Here is a 22,710-nt window from a genome sequence, read left to right on the forward strand (position 1 = left end):
CGAAGGATCGCGCCTCAGGGAAGACTCGTGAAGGGGCGATGTGGGGGCGAAACTGCCGGTCGCCGTCCGCAGCACACCGTTTTCCTCACGGAAGCCGTCGGGCGAAAAGGCTTCCGTGGGCGGTCGGACCGGTGTTCGGTGGGGTCCCGGGCGCGGCGTGGCGTAGGCCGTACCAGAGGACGGCCTGGTTCGAGGAGATGACCGGAACGCCCAGTTCCTGTTCCAGGGAGACGACCGCGGACCCGGAGGGGAAGCCGCTGCCCGGTACCAGGATCCCGTCCGGGCGCGCGAAGTCGGGGTCTTGGAACGCCTTGACGACCTGCTGGTGGACCTCGGCGGGGTCGATCGTCCAGTGGGCGCCCTCGTCGAAGGCGTTGTACCGGGCGATGCCGTCCCACTCCGGGCCCAGCGCGAACTGGACCAGCCGGGTCCGCTCGACGCCGACCTCGCCCAGGTACTCCTCCGTGGCCCGGAACGTCGGCTCGGTGAACCAGGGCGGCATGACCAGCAGCGGCCGTCGCACGCCGGACGCCCGCAGGGCCGCCGTGATGGCCGTCGCCGCCGTGTACACGGGTACGCCGTGGGCGTGCGCGCCGGCCGCCGCGACGAACCCGGTGTCGAAGGCGGGTCCGCCGAAGAAGCTGCTCGATCCGAAGCAGAGCGCGATGCTGTCAACGCCCAGCCGGCCCAGCTGATCCAGCCCGCGGACGACGTCGGGCGCGTTCGCGAGGGCGTCGGCGGGGCTGCCTACGTACTCGGTGTCGGCGGGCCGGGGGCACTCGAAGCGCGCGGTGTGCACCGAGACGCCCTCGGGGGCCATGCGCCAGATCTCGCTCTCGGGGACGGGGTCGTTGTGGATGACGAGGATGCCCAGCCGGGCGGCGGCCGCGGTCATCGGCGTTCACCCGCCGCGGTCGGAGCCGGGACGCCGTCCACCGACACGCTTCCCTGTTGCGCCGCGACTTCCTGCTCCGACGCGACTCCCTGTTCCGCCGCGGCCTCGGTACCCGCTCCGAGCCCGAACCACGCGAGCACCGCGCCGGCCACCGCGATCCCGCCGGCCAGCAGGAAGCCGGTACGGAACGCACCGTCGCCCGGGTCCGTGCCCAGGACGAGGATGAGGGCCGCCACGCCGAGGGCGCCTCCGGCGTACTGGGTGGTGGTCATCAGCGCCCCGGCCACGCCCTGGTTGCGGTCGTCCACGTCGCGGGTGCCGCCGACGAACATCGAGGTGTAGATCATGCCGTGCCCGAGTCCGCTGACGATCAGACCGGGCAGCAACGCCACGAGATAGCCGTGGTGGCGGGCGGAGAGACCCAGCAGCACGAGTCCGGCCGCGCCGACCAGGAACGCCAGCGTCAGGCAGCGGCGTACGCCGAGGGCTCCGACCAGCTTCCCGGCGATCATGTTTCCGAAGGTGATGCACGCGGCGAGCGGAAGGAACGCGATCCCGGCGGCGAGCGGCTCGTAGCCGCGGCCGTCCTGGAGGAGCAGCGTCACCAGGTAGAACTCGACGCCCGCCACGCTCGCCATGTACAGCGCGGAGGAGCAGCAGCCCATGACGAGGCTGCGGGTGCGCCGCAGCACCGGATCGACCAGCGGCTGCCCGCTGCCCCGCTCCCGCAGCGTGAACAGCACCAGCAGGACGGCCCCGGCGAGGAAGCTGGCCAGCGTCAACGGGTCGGTCCAGCCGATGTCGGCGGCCAGGGTGAGGCCGAGGACGGAGACGAGGACCAGGGAGGTGCACAGTACGGCGTTGAGCACGTTGAGGGCGGCGGTGCGGCTCCGTTCCGTCTTCCCGGGCAGGAACCGGGGGGCGGCCAGCGCGCACAGCACGGCGAACGGCAGGTTCACGAAGAACGTCCAGCGCCAGGAGAGGGTGGTCAGCAGTCCGCCGATGACCACACCCGCGGCGAGGCCGCTTGCGCCGACCGTGCCCCAGACCGCGAGTGCCCGGGTGCGCTCCCGTCCCGCCGGGAACGTGGTGTTCACCAGGGCGAGGATCGACGGCTGGAGGCAGGCCGCGGCGACGCCCTGGGCGCCGCGGGCGATCAGCAGCAGCGCGGCGTTCGCCGCGAGGCCGCCCAGCAGCGAGGCGACGCCGAAGATCACCAGCGCGGCCATGAACAGTTTGCGGGCGCCGAGCCGGTCGCCCACCCGGCCGCCGACGATCAGGAAGCCCGCGAAGAACACGGAGTACGCGCTGACGACCCACTGCATGGCACTGGCGGACAGCGTCAGGTCGGAGCCGATGTCGGGCAGGGCCACGAAGATGACGGAGAAGTCGAGCGCGATGAGGAACTGGGCCGCGGAGAGGGTGATGAGACCGCCGCCGGGACTGCGGGACGCCGTCGGCGCGGAGGAGGGAGTCGGAAGAGGCATGGTGTGGTGACCGCCTGGTTCTTTAGTCGTCCCGGGTGGGGGTGGGTCTGCTGGGTCTGCTAGGTCTGCTGGGTCTCGGTCTCGGGCGAGCGGGCCGGTCGACCGACCGAGCGGGTCAGCCGGCCGAGCCCGTCAGCTGGGCGGTGGGGCCGTGGCCGGGGTGTGGGTGGGCCGGGATGCGGGCGAGGGCCTCTTCCAGCGTGTCGATGGTGTCCGCCACCAGCGCGGCGCCCGCCCCGGCCAACTGCCGTGACGTGGCGACCCCGTAGGAGACTCCGACGGCGGGCATGCCGGCCGCCGTCGCCATCCGCATGTCGTCCACGGCGTCGCCGACGACCACGCACCGCCGCGGTGCGATGCCGACCGACCGGGCCGCGAGCAGCGCCAGGTCGGGGTGGGGCTTGCCGCGCGGGGCCATGCCGTGGCAGACGACGGCGTCGAACGCGTCGACGAGACCGGCGGGTTCGAGGAGTTCCAGGGCGCTGGCCCTGATCTTGCTGGTGCAGATCGCGATTCTCAGGCCCTCGTCCCGCAGCCGGCTCAGGAGCTCCGGCACCCCGGGAAAGACCAGGCGGGCGGCCTCGGGGACGACCTCCCTGCGGAACTGCTCCCGGAACCGGGCGACCGCGTCGGTCACCTCGGGATGCTCCTCGGGGAGCCCCATGAGCTCGGCGAAGACGATCCCCAGCGGCTTGCCGACGGTGGCGCGTACCCGGTCCGCCGGGACGTCCGGGCGGCCGGACCACTCCAGCACCCGGTGCAGCACGCCGGCGATGGCGCCCGGGGTGTCCAGCAGGGTGCCGTCGAGATCGAAGAGGACGGCGCCGGGCCGGCCGGGCGTCGTCACGAGCGCGCTCCGGCGTGGTCGGCGAGTTCGAGGGCGAACTGTGCGGCGAACTCCCCGGCGAGAGCCGCGGTGGACAGCAGCACGGACCGGTTGGCGGCCGAGGTGCGTCCCCGGGTCGCCTGGGACAGCGCCTTCAGGAGGTACGGCGTGATCGCGGGGCCGGTGACGCCGGCGGCCCGCGCCTGGACGGTGGCCTCGGCGAGCGCGGCCTCGATGTCGGCGGACGGGATGCCGTCCTCGTCCCGGATCGGGTGGGTGACCAGTGCCGCGGTGGCGTTCCCGGCCCGCCAGTGGGCCAGGGTGACGGCGGCGACCTCGCGCAGGTCGTCCAGGCGGTGCGGGTTGGGCACGCCGCTGCTGACGCTCAGGTAGGCGGGGAAGTCGTCGCAGCGGTAGCCGATCACGGGGATGCCGGCCGTCTCCAGCCACTCCAGGGTCCACGCCGGGTGCAGCATCGACTTGGCGCCGGCGCACACCACGGCGACCGGGCTGCGGGTGAACTGCACCAGGTCGGCGGAGATGTCGAAGGTGTGCGGGGCGTCGCGGTGCACGCCGCCGATGCCGGCGACCGCGAACACCCGGATGCCGGCCAGCTGGGCGGCCACCAGGGAGGAGGACACGGTGGTGGCGCCGGCGCCGCCGCGCGCCAGGGTGATGGCCATGTCCCGGGTGCTGACCTTGGGTATGTCCGGATCGGAGGCGAACCGTTCGAGCTGTTCCTTGGTCATGCCCACCCGGATCCGGCCGTCCAGAAGCGCGATGCGGGCGGGGATCGCGCCGGCCAGGCGGACCTCCGCGTCGATGTCCAGCGCCAGGTCGAGGTTGGCCGGGTACGGCAGCCCGTGCGGGATGGCCGAGGATTCCAGGGCGACGACCGGACGGCCCTCGTGCAGGGCCTCGCGTACCTCCTCGTCGATGTCCAGCAGGGCGGTGTCGGCGGCGAGCGCCGCGGTGGTGGCGTTCATGGGGGGCTCCTCAGCGAGTCGATACGGGGGACGACGGGCCGGCTTCGGATGCGAGCGAACCGCCGGAGACGGTGCCGGTTCCTTCCAGGAACCGCGGGTGGGACGCGCGCATCGACTCCATGACGAACGCGTAGGGCAGGTCGTCGAAGGCGCCGTGGTCCTTGAGGAACTCCATGGCGGCGCCGCTGCCGTGCGGGTGGTAGAGGCTGTCGGTACGCCCGTCGAACTCCAGGGGCTGCATGCCGTACAGCCGGCAGAGCAGCTTGTTGAAGACGGGGGTGGCCTTCACCCAGCGACCGTCCAGATGGATCTGGGTGAGGCCGTGGAAGAAGACGTCGCCGCCGATGTGCTCGATCAGGCGGGGTGAGGCGAGGTGGTTGCGGACATCGCCGTACACCAGTCGGGACGGGATGCCCAGGGCGCGTACGGCGGCGGCGAACAGGGCCGACTTGTGCAGGCAGAAGCCGGATCTCGCGGTGGCGGTGCGGGACGCCTTCAGGCCGTCGCGGGACAGGTCGGCGCCGTACACCTCGTAGTGCACGGTGTCGCGGACCGCGTAGTACAGCTTGACGGCGTTGGCGCGGCGGTCGGCGAGGCGGTCGTCGACGACCTCGTCGATGAAGGTCTGCACCGCCTCGGACTCGTAGTCGAGGAACTCGGTCGGGGCTGTGAGACTGCTGGGCACGTCGGTCATGAACTCGTTCCCTGGTCAGAGGCCGAGGAGGCTGGCGATCCGGGTGCGCTGGATCTCGCTGGTCCCGGAGTAGATGGTTCCGGCGACGGAGTCGCGCAGTGCGCGCTCGACGCCGTGTGCGGTGAGCACTCCGCGTCCGCCGTGGATGCGGACCGCGTCGAGGGCGTTCTGGACGTTCGCCTCCGACACGACGGTCTTGGTGGCGGCGAGATCGACGGCGGCGTCCTGGTCGGACTCCACCTTCGTCCCGGTGTCGTGCAGCCACTTCCGGGCGGTCTCGGTGCGGATCTTCATGTCGGCGATCTTGTGGGAGATCGCCTGGTACTTGCCGATCGGCTGACCGAACTGCGTCCGGTCCTTGGCGAAGCGGATGGTCTCCGCCAGCCGGCGGGTCATCTCGCCGAGCGTGATGGAGAAGGAGAAGAGCACCTCGCGCTTCATGACGTGGTCGAGGACGAGGAACCCGGCCCCGTCCCCGCCGACCCGGTGGGAGACGGGCACCCTCAGCTCCTCGAAGGCGAGGGTGCCGACCGGGCTGGTACGCAGCCCGATCTTGTCCATGGCGGGCCCGACCACCAGGCCGGGCGTCCCGGCCTCGACCAGCAGGCAGGTGAGACCGAACGGGCCGGGGGAACCGGTGCGGACGTAGAGCAGGAAGAGGTCGGCGACCGGGGCGTTGGTGATGAACATCTTGCCGCCGTCGACGACGTAGTGGTCGCCTTCGCGTACGGCGGTGGTGGAGATGTTCATGGCGTCGGAGCCGCCGGACGCCTCGGTGATGGCGTGCGCGGTGATCAGGTCACCGGAGAGGACCTTCGGTAGGTAACGCTCCTTCAGATCGTCGTCGCCGAACCGCTGGAGCGGCACGCCCACGGACACGATCTGGGTGGAGGCCGAGAAGGACAGGCCGGAGTCGCGCGACACGCGGCCCAGTCCTTCCAGGGCCAGCATGGTGTCGGTCAGCGACCGGCCATGCCCGCCGTAGGCGGCGTCGAAGGGGATGCGCAGAATCCCGGACTCCTGGACAGCCGACCACTTGTCCCAGGGGAACTCGGCCCCGCGGTCCAGCTCGTCGAGATCTGCGTTGAGCCTGTCGGCCCAGGGGGCCATCAGCTGTGAAAGAGCGTGCTGCGATGGATGATCGGACAACGCTGTACTCCTCGAAGCGGGGCCGAAGCCGGCTGCCGGACACCAGGTCAGTACTGGGAGAACCCGTCCTCGGACAGGGTGTGCCGCTCGTTGCCGACGATCGGCGGGTTGAAGACCGACACCAGGTGGAGGTCCTCGTAGTCGGAGGCGATGAGGTAGTGCGGGTCGTGCTCGTCGAGGACGTAGATCGTGCCGGGGAGGATCTTGTGCCGGGTGCCGTCCTTCTCGACGACCTCGCCGGAGCCCTCGACGCAGAAGCAGGCCTCCAGGTGCTCGCGGTACTGCAGTGCGCTCGTGGTGCCCTGGCGTACCAGGGTCACGGCGAAGGCGAAGCCCATCCGGTCGGCCTCGACCAGGAGCCGGTGGCTGGTGCCGTTGCCCCACTCGACGGGGACGACGTCGTCAACGCTGCGGGTGAACACAGGAGTACTCCTCAATGGTGGAAGGGGTGAGAGGGCCGGATGCGGGTGCTGGTGCGGTGCCGTGCGGATGCGCGTGCGCGCGGGGCCGGAGGCTCAGGCCGCCACGGACCGGGAGTGGGCGCCGATCAGTTCGGTGATCGCGGCGATGGTGCGGAAGGTGTCCGGGCTGATCGCTATGCCGTCCATCGGCACCTGGTAGGCGGTCGCGATGTGCGAGACCAGCCGGACCAGGCCGAGGCTGTCGATCACCCCGGAGGCGACGATGTCGTAGTCGTCGGTGAGGTCCGAGGCGTCCTCACCCGCCAGGAACTCGGCGGCGATGAAGGCGCGGATCTCGTTCGCTGTCTCTTGGGTGGTCATGCGGTGGGGATCTCCTTCATACGGTCGGTGCGTATCCGGTTGCGGTCGGGCTTGCCCGTGGACGTGCGGGGCAGCGGCCGGTCGGTGATGTGGACGGAGGAGGGGATGGCGTGCCGGGGCAGCCGGGCGCCGGCGTGGCTGCGCAGACCGAGTCCGGTCAGCGCGGCGGCGGGGCGCCGGGTCACCGTGGCGTGCAGCCGGACCCCCGCCTCGTCGTCGGGCAGCGCCACGACGACCGCCTCCGCCACGTCGGGGTGGGTCGCGATGACGGCCTCCACCTCCTGGAGATTGGTGCGGATGCCGCGCACCTTGACCTGCCAGTCGGCGCGCCCTTCGAGGTGGACCAGGCCGTCCGCGGACCGGGTGACGAGGTCGCCGGTCCGGTAGTAGGAACAGCCGTCGATCTCGGTGAACGCCGCGTCGTTCAGGGACCGCCGCAGATAGCCGTCGGTCTGGAACGGCGTCGACACCAGCAGTTCGCCGCCGCCCGCGCCGTCCAGCGGGGTTCCCTCGGCGCCGGCGACCAGTGCGCGCACCCCGGGCAGGGGGCGGCCGATCGGCATCCGTTCCGGGACCCGGGTGCGGGAGACCTCGTGGACGAACGAGTCGTTGGTCTCGGTACAGCCGAACACGTTGTGCAGCCGCGCCTCGGGGAACGCGGCGAACACCGCGGGGAGCAGGTCGGCGGGCATCGCCTCGCCGGTGAGGACGACCTGACGGACCGTGGGATACACGCCGTCGGCGTCCCGGGCGAGCAGCCGGTGGAGCATGGGGACGCCCTGCACGAAGGTGACGCCCCGTCCGGTCACCAGATCCCGCAGGTGGCGGGCGTCCGCGGCCTGTTCCTTGCCGACCAGGACGACGTGCGCGCCGATCCGCAGGAACGTCCATACGTCGAGGAGCGCCAGGTCGAAGTTGAGGGGGGCGTAGGAGAGGGCGACGTCGTCGCCGGTGAGGTGGAACGCCTGGGTGGCCCAGTCGGCGAACGCGGTGAAGCCGTCGACGGGTATGGGCACGATCTTCGGGGTGCCGGTCGAGCCGGACGTGGTGAGCAGCAGCCGGGTGCGGGCCGGGTCCGGGACCGTGAACTCCGCCGCCTCGGACTCGTCCGGCGCGATCGGCTCGGCCGTCAGGACACCCCGCTCGTCGGCGCCGAGCAGGTGGGAGGCCCGGGCCTGCCGGCTCAGCCGGGCTCGTGCCTCGGCACCCAGATCGGGCGAGGGGACCAGTGCGACCAGCCCCTCGCGGAACACGGCCAGGAGCAGGGCGACGGTCTCCGGCGACTTGTGGGCCGGCACGCAGACGGTGGCACCCGGGGAGATGCCCAGCCGCTCCAGCTGCTCGGTGAACGCCCGTGTGAGGTCGTCCAGTTGCCGATAGGTGATGCTCCGGTGGCAGCAGGACAGCGCGACCCGGTCGGCGTGTTTCTCGCGGTGCGCGCCGACGGCGTCGGCGAGTTGCGGTAACGGCATGGACTACCCCTGACGGTGCGACGAGGACTCCGCTCGATGCGGCCGCCCCGCTGCCGGGGCCCTGTGCCGAGCGCTGATCACGGCCCTCACTGTGTGGAGCGGACCGGGGGTGTCACAAGCGCCGTCCCGGATCCTCATCAGGTCCGGGAAAGTCCGTCAGGTTGCCTCTTGAACAAAGGAGGACAGCGGCCCGCGATGGTGGCCCGCCCACCTCCCGCGGGCCCGGTCGGGCCCTTACGCCCGGTGTGCCACAGCCGGTGGTGGTGGTCCGGCCACCACCCCGGCGTCCCGACAGGGTTCCCGCGACACCTCGTCCGCGCGGCAGCCGGTTCGGCAGTGTGGGACGGGTCGGGAGTCAGCGGGCGAGAGGCAGGCGTGACCATGAGCAGAGCCGTCTTCAGCGGACCCTGGGCTGACCCGTCGTGGGCGGCGGTCCACGAGCCGGCGGACATCGTCGCGGAGCTGTCCGCCGCCCTGTTCCCCCGGGCGCTGCGCCGGAAGGACCAGCGCTGGTGGGCCGAGCAGTACGTGCGCGGGCTGCTCGCCGCCGACGGCCGCAAGTCGGTGCGCCGGATCGCCTCCGCCGTCGGCGGCGGGGCGGCCGAGCAGAGCCTGCACCACCTGATCGCCGCCTCCACCTGGTCCTGGTCCCCGATGCGGGAGGAACTGGCCCGCCACCTCCAGGACGCCATGACCCCGTCGGCCTGGGTGGTCCAGCCGATGGCCATCCCCAAGGTCGGCGAGCACTCGGTGGGCGTCGGCCGGCACCTCGTGCCGCGCCCCGGCCGACCGGACAACGGGCAGCAGGCGTTCGGTCTCTGGTTCGCCTCCGAGCGGTCGAGCGCCCCGGTCAACTGGCGGCTGCACCTGCCGGGCGGCTGGATCCGGGACCAGGAGCGGCGGCGGCGGGCCGAGATCCCCGACGGCGTGGGCGAGGAGACGCTGGAGGAGTGCGCGGCGGCCGTGGTGCGGTCCACACTCGGGTGGCGGGTGCCACGCCGGCCGGTGGTGCTGGGCGCGGCGGGCCCGGACCTGGGCGCGACGACACGGCGGTACCAGGACGCCGGGGTGCCGCTGCTGGTGCGGGTCTCCGGCGCCACCACCCTGACCGTCCGCGAGCCGTCGCTGCCCGGCTTCGGCGCGGGGCCGCTGAGCGCGGGCCGCATCACCGACTCGGTCAGAGCTCTGCGCCGGCCCGTACCGTGGACCGATCCGCTGGGCGGTCCGGCGGCCGTGCGCAGTTCGCTGGTGGTGGGCGTTCCGGTGGACCTGCCCCGGACCGGTGCGGGCGACAGGCGGCCGGGGCTGCTGATCGGCGAGTGGAGCGATCCACGCCGGCCGCCGACGGAGTTCTGGCTGACCGACCTGGACGACACGCCGGTGCCGGTCCTGCTGAGGCTGGCCAAGCTGGCCCGGCGGGTGGCCCGGGACTGCGCCACGGCCGGGGAGGAGGTCGGGCTGCGCGACTTCGTGGGCCGCTCGTTCAAGGGCTGGCACCGGCACACCACGCTGGCCTCCGTCGCCTACGCCGCGCGGACACTCGCCCCCGCGGACTACGGCGTGTCCGACGCCCAGGAGGCACGCAGCGCCTGACCGGGCGGCCGTACGCCGTCGCCGTCCGCCAGCAGGTGCCGGGTGCGGTGCAACCGCAACGCCAGCTGCACCTCCAGCGCCTGAGCGGGCTCCTGCCAGTGCTGACCGAGCAGGTCGGTGATCCGCTCGAGCCGCCGCGAGACGGTGTTCGGGTGGACGTGCAGCAGCTCCGCCGCCCGAGTGGGACTGCTGCCGGAGGCGAAGTACGACTCCAGTGTCCGCAGCAGCTCCGTCGACTGCTGGTGGTCGTAGTCCAGCACCGGTCCGATCGCCGAGCCGACGAACCGCGTGACGTCCTGCTTCTCGGACAACAGCAGCCCCAGGAAGCCCAGTTCCTTCGGCGACGCCGTACCGCCCGTCCCGTCCAGCACGGTCAGCGCGTCCAGGCACCGCTGGGCCTCCCGGTAGACATGCCGGACGTCGTCCGGCGCGTCGGTCGGCCCGGCCGCGCCCCCGGTCACCGGATGCCCGAGCACGGCGGACAGCTCCCGCTGCGCCGCCCGGGCGGCGCCCGCCGGATCGTCACCCGGCAGCAGGAGCACGATATGGCCGCCGTCGACGTACTTGAGCCCCGAGAGCCAGTGCGCGTACGACGCCGCCCAGGCGTTGGCCCGGCTCTGCGAACCGCCTTCGGGTCGGACCACGACGACGACGTGCGGCTCCCGCAGGTCGACGGCGAGCCGGCGGCCCCGGGCCGCGAGCTGCCCCGGCGGCAGCTGGGAGACGTGGAGCAGATCGTGCAACAGCTCGTCCCTGACCTGGCCCTCGGCCACCGCCGTACTGCGCTGCATCAGCAGTTGGACGGCGACGGCCTGCGCGGCCATGCCCAGCAGCTGCTCCTGCTCCTCGGACGGGGGTCGCGCACTGCACCACACCAGGGTGCCGAGGCTCTCCGTACCCCCGGTGACCGGGCACGCGGACAGCACGCCGCCCACCCCGTCGTCGCACCGGACGAGTCCGCCGACGGCCTGCGCGTCCAGGCAGACCCGGTCGATCAGCGCGTTGTCTACGCGGGTTGACCCACGGCCCGAAAAAACCGGGAAGCCCTCCGTCTGCGCGAGATCCTTGCTGACGATGTCGCGTACCAGCAGGGCTCCGCCCAGTTCGGCGGCCGCCCGCTCCACCAGGGCGGCCGGCTCCCCGCTGCCGAGCGCCAGGTCGACGAGGCTCCGGTGGACACCGTGCAGCCCGCGCGCGGTGGCGAGGGAGTCCACGGCCTGCGAGACGTCGCCCGTCAGCTCCGCGACCTCGGTCCGGGTCCGCTCCAGCAGCCGGGTCCGTTCGATGGCGACGGCCGCGAGGTCGGCCAGCGAGGTCATCAACGCGATCTCGTTGGGCAGGAAGTGACGGATGTTGCGGTCCGCGACGTAGAGCACGCCCAGCGTCGAGTGCTCGTGGCGCAGCGGGACGGCCATGATCGCCCGCAGCCCCTCGGAGCGCACCACATGGTCGATGGCCTCGTTGTGGACGAAACTCTCGTCCCCCATGTAGTCGGGTGTCCAGAAGGGAGCGGACCGCTGCTGCGCGTGCCCGCCGACCCCGCCACCGCTCGGCACCCTGAAGCCCACGGTGATCGCCGAGGCGTGTCCGTCCGCGGCCCGGACGCAGGACGCCCCGTCGTCGCCGGGCAGACTCACCCACGACATGTCCAGGCCCATCAGCAGCCGGGCCCTGCGGGTGATGACGGCCAGCAGGCTGTCCAGGTTGTACGGGTGGGTCAGGTCGCGGGCGGTGTCGACCAGCGCGGACAGCCCGGCCTCGCGCTGCTGACGGCGGGCGAACAGCTGCCTGACCTCCAGGGAGCGGTTCTTGGCCGCGACGACCCCGGCCAGCTCGGCCTCGGAGGCGCCCTCCTCGGCCGCCCGCCGGACCAGCTCCTCGAACTGCTCGACGGGCGCCTCCCTTGCCAGCAGTTCGAGCATGGCAAGCGCGTACCCGTCGAGTGGTCCTGCACCGGTCGGCATCCTGCGGCTCCCCCCGAGCAAATGTGCAAGATCGATGGAAAGCTAAGTCACAAGTTTCTCACCGGTCAACAAGTTCCCGGCCGCGCCGGGATATAAGGCCAGTTCACCCCCCTTGACTGTGGCGCGATCACCTCCCCGGCGACCAAGTGCTGTCGCCGGAGCACCTTCCGCCCCACCCGCACCGTCCATGACGCTCGGTACGACGGGCAGCGCACAGTGCGACGCCGCCGAGCCGATCGGAACAGGTGAGGAACTCATGCCGTACACCCCGCAGGTACAGGACTACCGGCGCTCGCTGGAACGCAGCCGCCAGTCCCTCGGGCGTGCGGACCGCCCCGCCGTCTTCCCGCTGGCCGGACGGCAATGGGACCTGCTCGACGAGGTGTTCGCGCCGGTGTACTCGCCGTCGACGGGCGTCGCCCTGGACTTCCTCGGGCTCACCGAACCCGGTGACGGCCGGGTCCACCGGGGCTCGTTCCTGGAGATCGGCTGCGGCACGGGTGTCATCGCGGTGACCGCCGCGCTGGCCGGCCACGGGCCGGTCGTCGCCTCGGACATCAACCCCCGCGCGGTGCGGAACGCGGCCGTCAACGCCCGCCGCCACGCCGTGACGGACCGGGTCAGAACCGTGCAGGGCGACCTGTTCGCCGGGCTCGGCGACGACGAGCGCTTCGACACCGTCTTCTGGAGCTCGAACTACGTGCTGGGCCCCGACCACTACCAGTACGAGTCGCACCACGAACGCGCCTACGTCGACGCCGGCTACCGGTCGCACCGCCGCTACCTGGAGCAGGCACCGCACCGGACGACGGCGGGCGGGCAGGCCCTGCTGCACTTCAGCAGCCGGGGCGACTACCCGTACCTGACCCGCATAGCCGCCGAGGCCGGCCGCGAGCTGCGCCTGCTGGGCAGTTGCCAGGTCCGGGAAGGGGAGTACGGCGACGACCTCGTCGAGCACCTGCTCCTCCAGATCCTGACCACCGGCTGACCGGCCCGCCCGGACGAGGAGAGACCAGACGTCCATGCGCACACTGCTCGTCGACAACCACGACTCGTTCACCTACAACCTCGTCCACCAGATCACGCGCGTGACAGGCCGGGAGCCGACGGTCGTCCGCAACGACGACCCGCACTGGCACCCCGCGCTGCTGGCGGACTTCGACAGCGTCGTCGTCTCACCGGGACCGGGAACCCCGGCACGCGCCGCGGACTTCGGCATCTGCCGGGAGATCGTCGAGCGCGCCGCGCTGCCGCTGCTCGGCATCTGCCTCGGCCACCAGGGCATCGGGCTGGTGCACGGCGCGAGCGTCGGCCGCGCCCCGAAGCCCCGGCACGGACAGACCTCTCCGGTGCTGCACGAGGGCGACGGACTCTTCGCGGGGCTGCCGTCCCCGTTCGAGGCGGTGCGCTACCACTCGCTCGCCGTGACCGGCCTCCCGGAGCACCTGGAGGTCACCGCCTGGACGCCGGACGGGGTGGTCATGGGCCTGCGGCACCGGACCCGACCGCTCTGGGGCGTGCAGTTCCACCCGGAGTCGATCTGCTCCGAGTACGGCGACGAACTACTGGCCAACTTCTGCGAACTGGCCCGCTCGGCGCGCCCTCGCTCTCGACGGCACGAACCGGCCCGCTCCGGAGCCGGCCTCACCGCCGAGACCCTCCACCCGCGCCCGGCCACCACACTCACCCCGGGGAGCGCGGGCACCGCAAGCACCCCGGCCGTCCGCGCCGCCCCGGCGGCCCCTGCGGCCGCAGCCGTTCCAACCGCCTCAACCACACCGGCCACCCCGGCCACCCCGGCCGTCCAGGGCACCCCTGGCGCTTCTGGCCGCACCCCGGCCGTCCACGCGACCCCGGCGGCGCCGGCCGTTCCGACCGCCACAGCCGCCCCGGCCGCACCGGCAGCCCCAAGCAGCATCCCGCCGGCCACCCCGGCCCCGACGCGCCGCCCCCTGCGGGTGCTCACCGCTCAAGTTCCCACCCCCTGCGACGACGAGACCCTCTTCGAGCGGCTCTTCTCCGGTGCCGACCACGCGTTCTGGCTGGACAGCAGCCGACGCGACGAGCAGGGACGGTTCTCGGTCATGGGCGACGCCCGCGGGCCGCTGGCCCGGGTGGCGACGGCCGAGGTCGCCACCCGCACCGTCACCGTACGGTCGGCGACGTCCGAGGAGACCGTCGAAGGGCCGTTCCTCCAGTGGCTCGACCACGACCTCGCGACCCTCGACGTCGACGTACCCCCGCTCCCCTGCGGCTTCGCCCTCGGCTGGACCGGCTACCTGGGGTACGGGCTCAAGGCCGAGTGCGGCAGCCGGGCCGGCCATCGCGCCGAGGAGCCCGACGCCGTGATGGTCTTCGCGGACCGGGCCCTCGTCCTCGACCACGAGACGGGCACCACCCATCTGCTGGCCCTCACCGAGACCGACGCGACACGCGCCGCCCGCGACTGGCTCGACGACACCGCCCGAAGGCTCGCCAAACTGACAGGGGCCCCTGCCGTCCGGCCGCCCGAACCGCCCGTGGACCTCGGTGAGGTGCGGCTGCGCCACGACCGCACGGCCTACCTCCGCCTCGTCGACGAGTGCCAGGAGGAGATCGCCGCCGGGGAGAGCTACGAGATCTGCCTCACCAACATGGCCGAGGTCCAAGGCGACTTGGACCCCTGGCAGGGGTACCGCTTCCTGCGCCGCACCAGCCCCGCCCCGTTCGGCGCGCTGCTCCGGTTCGGCGAACTGTCCGTGCTCTCCACCTCCCCCGAGCGGTTCCTGCGGATCTCGTCCGACGGGGTCGTCGAGTCCAAGCCCATCAAGGGCACCCGCCCGCGCGGCTCCACCCCGGCGGAGGACGCCGCGCTCGCCGCCGATCTGCGCACCCACGAGAAGGACCGCGCCGAGAACCTGATGATCGTCGACCTGGTCCGCAACGACCTCGGCCGGTGCGCCGAACCCGGCACCGTGCGCGCCGACCCGGTCTTCGCCGTCGAGAGCTACGCCACCGTGCACCAGCTCGTCAGCACGGTGACCGCGCGGCTGCGCCGCGACAGCAGCCCGGTGCGCTGTCTGCGCGCGGCCTTCCCCCCGGGGTCGATGACCGGCGCGCCCAAACTGCGGACCCTGGAGATCATCGACCGTCTGGAGAACGGCCCGCGCGGGGTGTACTCCGGCGCCATCGGATATCTGTCCCTCTCCGGCGCCGCCGAGTTCAGCGTCGTCATCCGCACCGCCGTCGTCACCCCCGGCCGGCTGCGCTACGGGGTGGGCGGCGCGATCGTGGCGCTGTCCGAACCGGCGGCGGAGTTCGAGGAGACCGTGGTCAAGGCGGCCCCGCTGCTCGCCCTGACCGGTACCGGCCTCCCCGCCGCCCTGCCGGACCCGGTGCCTGCGTCCACCCGCTGACGCCGCCGCGGGCCCGGCCCTGTCAACCGAACCGGGCCCGCAGCAGCTCCTCGCCGATGACCTCGACATCCACGTCCCGCTCCGCGAGCAGGCGCAGTGCCCGCGTGGACTGCTCGTGCCGCCCCATCAGCGTGTCGCCTTCGAGCCCGGCCCCGCGGGCCGCCGCCTCCACCGTCTCCACCGTCAGCACGTGAGCGGTGTTCCAACTGACCAGCGAGCGCACCTGCTCGGGCCGCGTCTGCGACCACAGCAACATCGGCGGACGGGCGCCGGCTTCGCGCAGGCTCTGCCAGGGCTCGCACGCCAGCGCCAGCTCCCGCGTCCGGTACAGCAGCCGGGCGGTGGCCAGTCCGGCCGTGTCGCGCAACCCGCTCGCCACACCGTCCGGAAGCCGGTCGAGGCGGGCGTTCACCTCCGCGTCGAGCACCCCCAGGTCGCAGGAGGTGGCAACGCCCAGGGCCCGCAGGTCCACACCGCGCGCCCGGGCCCGCTCCAGGCCGGCGCGCTGAGCATCCAGTACGGCACGGTACTGCCGCACCGAGACCACCACCGTGGACTCGATGCCGATGCCCTCGGCGAGACACCCCGTCACCGCGTCGATGCCGGCCCGGTTCGCCGGAACACCGACCAGCAGGTTCGGTCGGTCCACCCCGCTGCACAGCACGCGCGCCGCCGCCAGCCAGGCCGCCGGATCCGACAACCCGTCAAAGGCCGCCGCGGCGACGGCCACGAAGCCACCCCGTGCCCGCAGGAGGTCACACACCGCCCGGACCGCGCCGTCCGGCACTCCGACCGGCATGCGGATGCCACGGAACCCGCACGACACGGCGTCGAGGACCGATGGCTGCTCCCCCTGGGACGCCGCCCACCAGGGCGAGACCCCCTCGGCGGCAAGCTCCTTCAGGAGCTTCCTAGCTTCAGCCGTCATCACCCCTCGACGCTAAGCCGGAGAGGCCGGGCCGTCGACCGCGAGGCCCAGAGGCTGTCAAGTCACCACGGACTCTGTCAGGTGCGTACACGGGAGCCGTACCGGACGGCGCCGCGTGCCCGCGAACGAGCCCGGCCCCGAACCCACGGCTGAGACCACCATGGAGACCGGCGACCACCACGCGACCCGCGTTCCCGACGCCGTCGCTCCACCCGCCAAAAGCAAAAGCCCCAGGTCACGGCGAGTGAGTCCTGAGGCTTCGGCAGAGCCGCCTTCGGGATTCGAACCCGAGACCTACGCATTACGAGCTGTCCGGGCTTGTTCCAAACTGGTCCATGGACGTCCGCCAGTGGGGTCGCGTTGCAGGTCAGGCCACGTGCCGGACAGCCACGGACGAGCGCGTACCGTGCCGGATTGAGCAGCAATCGAGACTAGAACTGAGACTGGCCCCAGTCGGACAGCAACGCCTCGGGCCAGAAGTGCAGAAGCAGGGGGGCTTGTCGGTGAGCACCGCTACCATCCGGGATGCCTCACGGGACGACGAGCGGAGTCAGAGGATGGGCGACGTGAACGAATCAGCAGTCAAGCGGAAGTTGGGTATCCCGAACTGGCGGAACCTGTCCAAGGACAAGGTGCTCAAGTTCGCGGCAGCAATGCCCGAGATGGCCACTGAGGTGCGGCTCAAGCTCATCGAGCAGTTCCCCTCCTTCAAGGACCTGGGCAAGGCCAACATCGATGCGGTCGCCGAGGCCCACAAGTCCACTCTTGCAGCCAACGAGAACAGTCAGGACCACTTCTACAAGGCTGCGCAGGACCAGCGGGACGCCCTGCAGGCCGACCTCGGTCGGGACGACCTGAGCGAGGCACAGCGGGAGTCCCTGCACGACCGCTTCGAACGAAACGTGGGGCGGGTATCCGAGAAGGACAGCGAGAGCAAGCAGTTTTTGATGGCGGGGATGAGGGTGGCGGCAGTCGCTGGTGCAGCCGTCGTCGGGCTGGGCGTGGTATTCGTCGGCGGCAAGATCGCTGGAGCGAGCGAGGACGGTTCCGAGGAATCCCAGTAGGACTGCTATTAATCAGACTGGCAGCCAGGTCCACGGAGCGGCTCCCAAGGCGCCCTCGACAGTGCACTGCGCCTCACCGAGACTGATTGCCATGGGGGACAGTGCGATGTGGGTCGCAGCTTTCACCGGCGGTACGGCCGTCTTAGCCAGCTGGGTGACCAACCTCGGGAACGTAAGGGCTGCCCGGGTCCAAACCGAGGCATCGATACAGGCTCAGCATCGAGGGCGAGTTCGGGAACTACGACGCGCGGCCTACCTTGAGCTGATGCAACGCTCCCATGACACGGCGGAGCTGTACTGGAAGGTCTCGGACGCCTTCCTCCAGACACCCGACCCCCAGCAGCAGTTGGCGCGACTGGAGGAGCTGCGCGTTGAACTGCGCGAAGCCTACGCACCACTCATGCAAAGCGTCCGGGTCGTCGCCCTAGAGGGGCCGGCCGCCACTGCCGATGCAGCTCAGGCCGTTCAAGACGCTGCGCTGAAAGTGAACCAATGCCTGTGGCACATCACCCGCGGAGACGCAGACGCGCGCGATCGCTTTGACGTTGCAGAGGCCGCCTACCGGCAATGCCAGGCGCGATTCGTCGAGCGAGCGCGCGCAGCGACTGAGGCCTCTTGATCGCCTGATCGCTCGGTCTGAGCGCTCGGCCCTCCGCCACACGACGCCGCGCGCCCCACCCTGAGTACCACCCATTGCCAGGTTCACCCGTGCTCGGAGCCGCCCACCGGTCGCTCACCGTCTGCTTTGTTGCAGTCCTGGCATACGCGGGCAACGTCGCCGCTGGCCATGCCTTCCGGCCAGAAGCGCTCAAGCCTCACTGTGTCTCCAGCGAAGAAATTCGTTCGCCCTTTTTTACCGGAGAAATGGAACTGATAGTCAAGGTTGAACCAGTCGAACCCCAGGTGGCTATAGGTTCCCTCCACCTGACCATGGGCGCCGTACATGTAACCGTGGTCCCCTAGCCACAGACTTCCGCCAGATTCTCCGTGAGTCTCCGTCATGTGCTTCCCGAGCTCGTACTTCGCCATGTTGATGTTCATCTGCATATCCAAGTTCGGAAGCACTTTAAGTGTCCCGTCCATGTAGTCCTTCAAGGCTTGAGGGACCAGCACCTTGTCCTCGGCGAGGCGACAGCAGATACTTTTGACGAAGTACCGGCCGAGATCCCTACGCCTGTTCCTCCAGTCGCGGCCGTAAACCTGAAAAAGCCGGAACGATCCAACCTTCACTATGGCCTCGGTGTTCCGGTGAGCGAAGGTGGCGAAGTCTTCATACGCCAAGTCGAAAGGCTGACTCCTGGCGTTATTGCACGTTGCACACAGCACTCTGGCGAACTTCAGCTTGTCCGAGTTGGGCCCCTGGATGCGTTCCTCGCGATCGCTTCCTGAGCGAACTCGCACAACTCCGCCGGTCCACGGGGCTGACCCGAAGGATCGCACCACGTCAGACTTCTTGTGTCGATGTTCCCGAGAATCCGCCGGGCTGCCACACCACCAGCAGTTTCCCTGATAGTCGTGTTGCAAAGAAGCATGCCGGGGGTGCTGGGAGATTGAATCTTGGTTTGCACTCATACTGAATAATCCCATACGACCTAGGAAATTCCTAGCGCCAAGAATACCATCGCAAGGTCACCCTCATACGTGACGTGCGATTCACTTGCTTCGGGAGGTTCGAATCGAGTGCGATAACGACGAAGATCACTTTCGGAGAAGTAGATCGAATTGGGGTCGTCCGCATGGAACTGGTTGCGCTTGCTGATCCTCGCCCAAAGCTCGTCATGACTTGCTACGAGATAGACGAGGACGGGGACGGCTCCAACATCGGTGGCGATTGCCCGCCACCTAGCCCGATCCTCAGGCGTCCAAAAGCCGTGGTCGACCACGACATCGTGCCCCGCCTTGAGCTGCCCTCTGAGTTCGTCGGCCACGTCGTCGAGGACTGGCCGCTCAAGGGTGGGAAAAGTACCTCGGGGAAAGTCCACCCCATACACGCCGTGCCGGCGGTACATCTCTTCGTCCGGACACAGCCGTACGAATCCACGATCCGTGAGGGCGCGGGAAAGGGTGGTCTTGCCGGATCCGGGGAGTCCGGCCATCAGGACACAGAACGGTGGGCGTGGTGGCATCGGTCTCGTCATGGTCTGGGAGATGGCGGCCATCTCCGCTTCGCCTTCGGCCGTGATTGTGCCAGTCCGGCGGGCCACGAGCAGCGACCCCAGGCGCTCTTCGAGCAGGTTCGCGAGCGTGTCATCCATGACCATCAGGGAGAGACCTCCGACTCTGTACGCCATGTACGGCCAGGGCTCCCGAGGTCAACGCCGTATTCCACGATGTTGCCTTCGCTGTCCACGAACTTCGCTGTCATCACAACCACCGGCTCCGTCGGCGGGTTTTCAGAATCCAACTCCAAGAGCCGCGCGTACTCCGGGGTGAGTAGACGGGCAGAGGCGCTGTCGATGCGATGCCTGATGGGATGGCCGGTCACCTGGGCAATGAGCTGGAGCGATGTTCCCCCCGTGAGGCGCTCACTCGCCGCCAGTTGCGGAATCAGTTTCCCGTACCGAGCAGGAATCCATGACGTGCTGTGGGCCACGATGCCGTGCCTGTCTCGATAGACCCGGCTTCGGCGGATCACATCGGAACCAGGCTTGATGTCCAGCGCCTGGGCCACTTCGGCGGGTGCGGACACCACGCCGGCCTGATGCGAGTCGGACCTTTCACCGGCCCCCCAACTAGACCCGGTGCGACGCCCCCGGTCCTGGCGCTGGGCTCCCGAAGACATCGGAGCCGGCTGGTCTAGAACCTCCGTCCCGATGCCGTGGATCCCTCGCACCAGACCCTCGTTGCGCAGCTTGCGCAGGGCCTTCTCAGCCGTCGCGGTACTCACTTTCCACTCTTCCGCGAGGTTCTTGATGCTCGGCAGGAGGGATCCCGGCTGTAGCTGACCGGACGTAATCAGCTCCGTGTAGTGGGCGGCAATCTTCGCGTACGGCGCCCGATTGTCGGCCTGGCCTGCCATGTCGCCTTCTCCCTGTCGTCGCTTCCCTGAGGTTCCCTAGCTTACCGCTTGACACCGCAGGGAACCCTAGGGAACCCTAGGGATGTGCCCGGAGGAAAGCCCCTGCAGGGGGGTGAGTACGAAGTGAGCACGCATTGATTGAGAACTCAACAGAGAGCCGATCCAGCCGCCTGCACACGGGCGGTCGATGGGTCGCGAAGTGAGCCCGAGTGCTCACGGTCCTTGACGCCTCTCTACGGGGCGTCATGGGCCGTGGCTGCTCGGCCGAGCAGACCAACAACAACGGCGAGCGGCTCCCGGGGTGCCTCCCGGGAGCCGCGTTCGGGCCGTTCCACCGACTAGGGAGAACACGACCCAATGAAGAACATCGTCACTGTTCAGGACGCTGTTACCGCGTTCGCCGATTGGATCGAGCCGACGCTCGCGGAGCTGGACGCGATCGAGCTGGAGTCTCCGCTGATCCTGGCGGAGGTCGACCTGCTCGACGCGCAGATCAAGGCCCTCGACCGCCCCGCGAACGAGGTCGACGCCCGCCGGATCCGCCGGGCCTGTATCCGGGTCCTGGCGGCGCGGCGGGACGTGGCCAACCGTGCGGCCGGCGCGAGCACGGCGGGCGGCGCGGCATGAACCTTCGCCGCAAGGGCCGTGCCGCGCTGGTGCTGGCGCTGGTCGGTGTGGTCGGCATGGCGTTCCGCGTCTCGTGGAACGCGCTGCGAGACATCGCCGGCGCGATCGGCGCGGACGATACCGCCGCCGTCCTCTACCCGTTCGTGGTCGACGGGCTGATGGCGCTGGCGCTGGTCGCCACGCTCGTTCTGGTCGACGACGACCGCAAGTTCGCGCTGCGGGTGCTGGGCACCTACACGATCGCCTCACTCGTCCTGAACTACGTCCACGGCCTGGTCCCGGAGTTGCACGGCCGGGCGGTCGAGTTGGGCGGGGTCGCGGAGTGGGAGGCGGCGAACTGGGCGCTGGTGCTGCTGGCGACGTCGCTTCCGGTCGGGTCGATCTACTTCGGATCCGATCTGGTCGCGAAGGTGCTGCACCACCGCCCCGCCCCGATTCCCGCCGCAGACACGAATACGGAGGAATCTACCGAGATCGAGAGGAAACGGTCTACGGCTGACCTACTCGAATCGACCCCGGCCCCCATGGTCACGCTGACCCGGCTGAGGGTGCCGGATCCAGTCGCGATCGACCTGGGCAAGTCGACTCTCCCCCTCAAGCCCGTACGGGCCATCCCCGCCCCGATCGCCCGGACGGTTCCGGCGGGATCGACCCGGCCGCGCGCGGTGACGGGCAAGGTTCCGCCGGCCGCCCGATCGGCACGACCGAAGCGCACGCCGGATCAGTTGCTCGCCGAAGCGCGGTCGGTCACGGCCGGCTGGACGGAGGCGCAGATCACGGCGGAGGGAATCCGCCGAGAGGTGCACACCTCGCCCGTCAACGCGCGGATGCTGCGTGACACCCTGCTCGCCGAACGCGGCCGGCAGACGGGCCCGGCGGCGCCCTGATGTCCGGCGCGTGGGGCAAGTGCTTCGACCCGACCGGCGCCTTGTACGGGGTGCCCACCTACCCGTGGCGGCTCGCCCCGGACGGGCTGGCCACACGCCGGCAACTGCGGGCGCAGGGACTGCGTCCGGGCGGTCAGCCGATAGCGGCACAGGCCATGCGCCAACTGCGCCGCACCGGCGGCATGCGGGTCGCCTACCTCTACCGCGTCGAGCTGGCCAAGCCGGTCCGGCCGATGACGTCCCGCAAGTGGGGCGCGCTCGCGCTGGCGATGCTCGCCCGCCGCACCTGCCCGAAGTGCCGCGTGATCTACGACTACTGCATGCCCCGCTCTCTCGGCATGTGCCCGCTGTGCGCCTTCCCCGAGCCCGCCGAATCTTTGAGGAGTGCCTGACATGGGCAAGCCCGACACCCGCCGCCTGGACAAGGCAATTCAACAGACCACCCGCAAGCTCGAAGCGGTCCGCAACCGCGAGATGTGGCCGCTGGACGGCCGCGAGCGGCGCGCGGTCCTGGCCGGTCTTGCCGGCGGCTCGTACCGCGTCCTGCGGGGCGAGGCCCCCACCCGCGCGGAACGCAGGCTGGAGACCGCATGGAGTTCTGCGGAGACCCGGCTGGTCGCGGAGATCGCCGCGCTCACGACCGAGCGGCAGCGCGTCGTGAACGAGCACGCCGCCGCCAAGGCCGCGAAGAAGTCGTCGGGGTGGTGGTGAGCATGCCGCGCCCCGTCCTGATCTCGCACTTTCACTGCCCGGACTGCGGGCCGCTGGTGTTCGGCGTGACCCGGGCCATCTGCGGCCAGGTGATCCCCGCTCCGGTCGTCGGTGACGGCCCCGAGCGCAGGTGCCCGGCCTGCAAGGCAGTACTGCGCACCCACCACAAGACCAGCCACCGCCGCTAACCCCCGCGCGGGCGCCGGCCGCCACCGGGCCGGCGCCCGCCCT

24 protein-coding genes are annotated in these 22,710 nt (G+C 70.6%); 10 read left to right on the forward strand and 14 right to left on the reverse strand.

Going from position 1 to position 22,710, the window contains the following annotated elements; genetic code table 11:
* Window positions 1-85 precede the first annotated feature (85 nt).
* The 9 genes from OG440_RS16325 to OG440_RS16365 form a co-directional block, all read right to left on the reverse strand.
* The gene (locus OG440_RS16325) at window positions 86-895 is read right to left on the reverse strand and encodes a hypothetical protein (protein WP_406007549.1); all 810 of its coding nucleotides are present in this window, start codon (window positions 893-895) and stop codon (window positions 86-88) included.
* Window positions 892-2,382, reverse strand: a complete 1,491-nt coding sequence (locus OG440_RS16330) for an MFS transporter (protein ID WP_406007550.1) — start codon at window positions 2,380-2,382, stop codon at window positions 892-894. Before OG440_RS16330 ends, OG440_RS16325 begins: the two co-directional genes overlap by 4 nt.
* A 115-nt stretch (window positions 2,383-2,497) precedes the next feature.
* On the reverse strand, window positions 2,498-3,229 hold the full coding sequence (locus OG440_RS16335; protein ID WP_406007551.1) for an HAD family hydrolase: 732 nt from the start codon (window positions 3,227-3,229) through the stop codon (window positions 2,498-2,500).
* On the reverse strand, window positions 3,226-4,194 hold the full coding sequence (locus tag OG440_RS16340) for a pseudouridine-5'-phosphate glycosidase (RefSeq protein ID WP_406007552.1): 969 nt from the start codon (window positions 4,192-4,194) through the stop codon (window positions 3,226-3,228). The genes OG440_RS16335 and OG440_RS16340 overlap by 4 nt, the downstream gene beginning before the upstream one ends.
* Window positions 4,195-4,204: 10 nt before the next feature.
* On the reverse strand, window positions 4,205-4,888 hold the full coding sequence (locus OG440_RS16345; RefSeq protein WP_406007553.1) for a transglutaminase family protein: 684 nt from the start codon (window positions 4,886-4,888) through the stop codon (window positions 4,205-4,207).
* A 15-nt stretch (window positions 4,889-4,903) separates the two neighbouring features.
* A complete protein-coding gene (locus OG440_RS16350; RefSeq protein ID WP_406011375.1) occupies window positions 4,904-5,998 on the reverse strand; it encodes an acyl-CoA dehydrogenase family protein in 1,095 nt (364 codons plus the stop codon).
* Window positions 5,999-6,084: 86 nt separating this feature from the next.
* A complete protein-coding gene (locus OG440_RS16355) occupies window positions 6,085-6,459 on the reverse strand; it encodes an ectoine synthase (protein ID WP_406007554.1) in 375 nt (124 codons plus the stop codon).
* Between the two features lie 93 nt (window positions 6,460-6,552).
* Complete coding sequence (locus OG440_RS16360) at window positions 6,553-6,819, reverse strand: acyl carrier protein (RefSeq protein WP_406007555.1); 267 nt, start codon at window positions 6,817-6,819, stop codon at window positions 6,553-6,555.
* A complete protein-coding gene (locus OG440_RS16365; protein ID WP_406007556.1) occupies window positions 6,816-8,291 on the reverse strand; it encodes an AMP-binding protein in 1,476 nt (491 codons plus the stop codon). The genes OG440_RS16360 and OG440_RS16365 overlap by 4 nt, the downstream gene beginning before the upstream one ends.
* 381 nt (window positions 8,292-8,672) lie before the next feature.
* Here OG440_RS16365 and OG440_RS16370 point away from each other — a divergent pair, with 381 nt between their 5' ends.
* On the forward strand, window positions 8,673-9,884 hold the full coding sequence (locus OG440_RS16370; RefSeq protein WP_406007557.1) for an IS701 family transposase: 1,212 nt from the start codon (window positions 8,673-8,675) through the stop codon (window positions 9,882-9,884).
* Here OG440_RS16370 and OG440_RS16375 read toward each other — a convergent pair.
* Window positions 9,845-11,848: a helix-turn-helix domain-containing protein gene (locus tag OG440_RS16375; protein WP_406007558.1), complete on the reverse strand. Its 2,004-nt coding sequence runs from the start codon at window positions 11,846-11,848 to the stop codon at window positions 9,845-9,847. The genes OG440_RS16370 and OG440_RS16375 overlap by 40 nt on opposite strands.
* 187 nt (window positions 11,849-12,035) lie before the next feature.
* Here OG440_RS16375 and OG440_RS16380 point away from each other — a divergent pair, with 187 nt between their 5' ends.
* Window positions 12,036-12,836, forward strand: coding sequence for a methyltransferase domain-containing protein (locus OG440_RS16380; protein WP_406007559.1), 801 nt, complete (start codon window positions 12,036-12,038; stop codon window positions 12,834-12,836).
* A gap of 34 nt (window positions 12,837-12,870) precedes the next feature.
* The gene (gene pabB, locus OG440_RS16385; RefSeq protein ID WP_406007560.1) at window positions 12,871-15,243 is read left to right on the forward strand and encodes an aminodeoxychorismate synthase component I; all 2,373 of its coding nucleotides are present in this window, start codon (window positions 12,871-12,873) and stop codon (window positions 15,241-15,243) included.
* Window positions 15,244-15,265: 22 nt separating this feature from the next.
* Here pabB and OG440_RS16390 read toward each other — a convergent pair whose 3' ends face one another.
* Window positions 15,266-16,171: a transaldolase family protein gene (locus OG440_RS16390; protein ID WP_406007561.1), complete on the reverse strand. Its 906-nt coding sequence runs from the start codon at window positions 16,169-16,171 to the stop codon at window positions 15,266-15,268.
* A gap of 503 nt (window positions 16,172-16,674) precedes the next feature.
* Here OG440_RS16390 and OG440_RS16395 point away from each other — a divergent pair.
* Together OG440_RS16395 and OG440_RS16400 are read left to right on the forward strand one after the other, a co-directional pair.
* Window positions 16,675-17,235: a hypothetical protein gene (locus tag OG440_RS16395; RefSeq protein ID WP_406007562.1), complete on the forward strand. Its 561-nt coding sequence runs from the start codon at window positions 16,675-16,677 to the stop codon at window positions 17,233-17,235.
* A 265-nt stretch (window positions 17,236-17,500) separates the two neighbouring features.
* Entirely contained in the window at window positions 17,501-17,854 is a 354-nt protein-coding gene (locus tag OG440_RS16400) for a hypothetical protein (protein WP_406007563.1), read from the forward strand.
* Between the two features lie 83 nt (window positions 17,855-17,937).
* Here OG440_RS16400 and OG440_RS16405 read toward each other — a convergent pair whose 3' ends face one another.
* The 3 genes from OG440_RS16405 to OG440_RS16415 all read right to left on the reverse strand — a co-directional run bounded on the left by OG440_RS16405 (window position 17,938) and on the right by OG440_RS16415 (window position 20,254).
* Window positions 17,938-18,516, reverse strand: coding sequence for a hypothetical protein (locus OG440_RS16405; protein ID WP_406007564.1), 579 nt, complete (start codon window positions 18,514-18,516; stop codon window positions 17,938-17,940).
* Window positions 18,517-18,827: 311 nt separating this feature from the next.
* Window positions 18,828-19,490, reverse strand: a complete 663-nt coding sequence (locus OG440_RS16410; RefSeq protein WP_406007565.1) for an AAA family ATPase — start codon at window positions 19,488-19,490, stop codon at window positions 18,828-18,830.
* 5 nt (window positions 19,491-19,495) lie between these two features.
* The gene (locus OG440_RS16415; RefSeq protein WP_406007566.1) at window positions 19,496-20,254 is read right to left on the reverse strand and encodes a GntR family transcriptional regulator; all 759 of its coding nucleotides are present in this window, start codon (window positions 20,252-20,254) and stop codon (window positions 19,496-19,498) included.
* A gap of 357 nt (window positions 20,255-20,611) precedes the next feature.
* On the opposite strand from OG440_RS16415, the gene OG440_RS16420 reads away from it, so the two are divergent.
* The 5 genes from OG440_RS16420 to OG440_RS16440 are packed head-to-tail and all read left to right on the forward strand — an operon-like array spanning window position 20,612 to window position 22,667.
* A complete protein-coding gene (locus tag OG440_RS16420) occupies window positions 20,612-20,881 on the forward strand; it encodes a DUF6284 family protein (protein ID WP_406007567.1) in 270 nt (89 codons plus the stop codon).
* Window positions 20,878-21,768: a DUF2637 domain-containing protein gene (locus tag OG440_RS16425; protein WP_406007568.1), complete on the forward strand. Its 891-nt coding sequence runs from the start codon at window positions 20,878-20,880 to the stop codon at window positions 21,766-21,768. Before OG440_RS16420 ends, OG440_RS16425 begins: the two co-directional genes overlap by 4 nt.
* Window positions 21,768-22,160 (forward strand): RRQRL motif-containing zinc-binding protein, encoded by a 393-nt coding sequence (locus tag OG440_RS16430; RefSeq protein WP_406007569.1) that lies wholly within the window; start codon window positions 21,768-21,770, stop codon window positions 22,158-22,160. Before OG440_RS16425 ends, OG440_RS16430 begins: the two co-directional genes overlap by 1 nt.
* A gap of 1 nt (window position 22,161) precedes the next feature.
* Complete coding sequence (locus OG440_RS16435; RefSeq protein ID WP_354728811.1) at window positions 22,162-22,479, forward strand: hypothetical protein; 318 nt, start codon at window positions 22,162-22,164, stop codon at window positions 22,477-22,479.
* A gap of 2 nt (window positions 22,480-22,481) precedes the next feature.
* Complete coding sequence (locus OG440_RS16440; RefSeq protein ID WP_354728812.1) at window positions 22,482-22,667, forward strand: hypothetical protein; 186 nt, start codon at window positions 22,482-22,484, stop codon at window positions 22,665-22,667.
* The last annotated feature ends 43 nt before the right edge of the window (window positions 22,668-22,710 follow it).

It is taken from the genome of Streptomyces sp. NBC_00637 (assembly GCF_045161545.1).
In the GTDB taxonomy this organism is placed as follows: domain Bacteria; phylum Actinomycetota; class Actinomycetes; order Streptomycetales; family Streptomycetaceae; genus Streptomyces.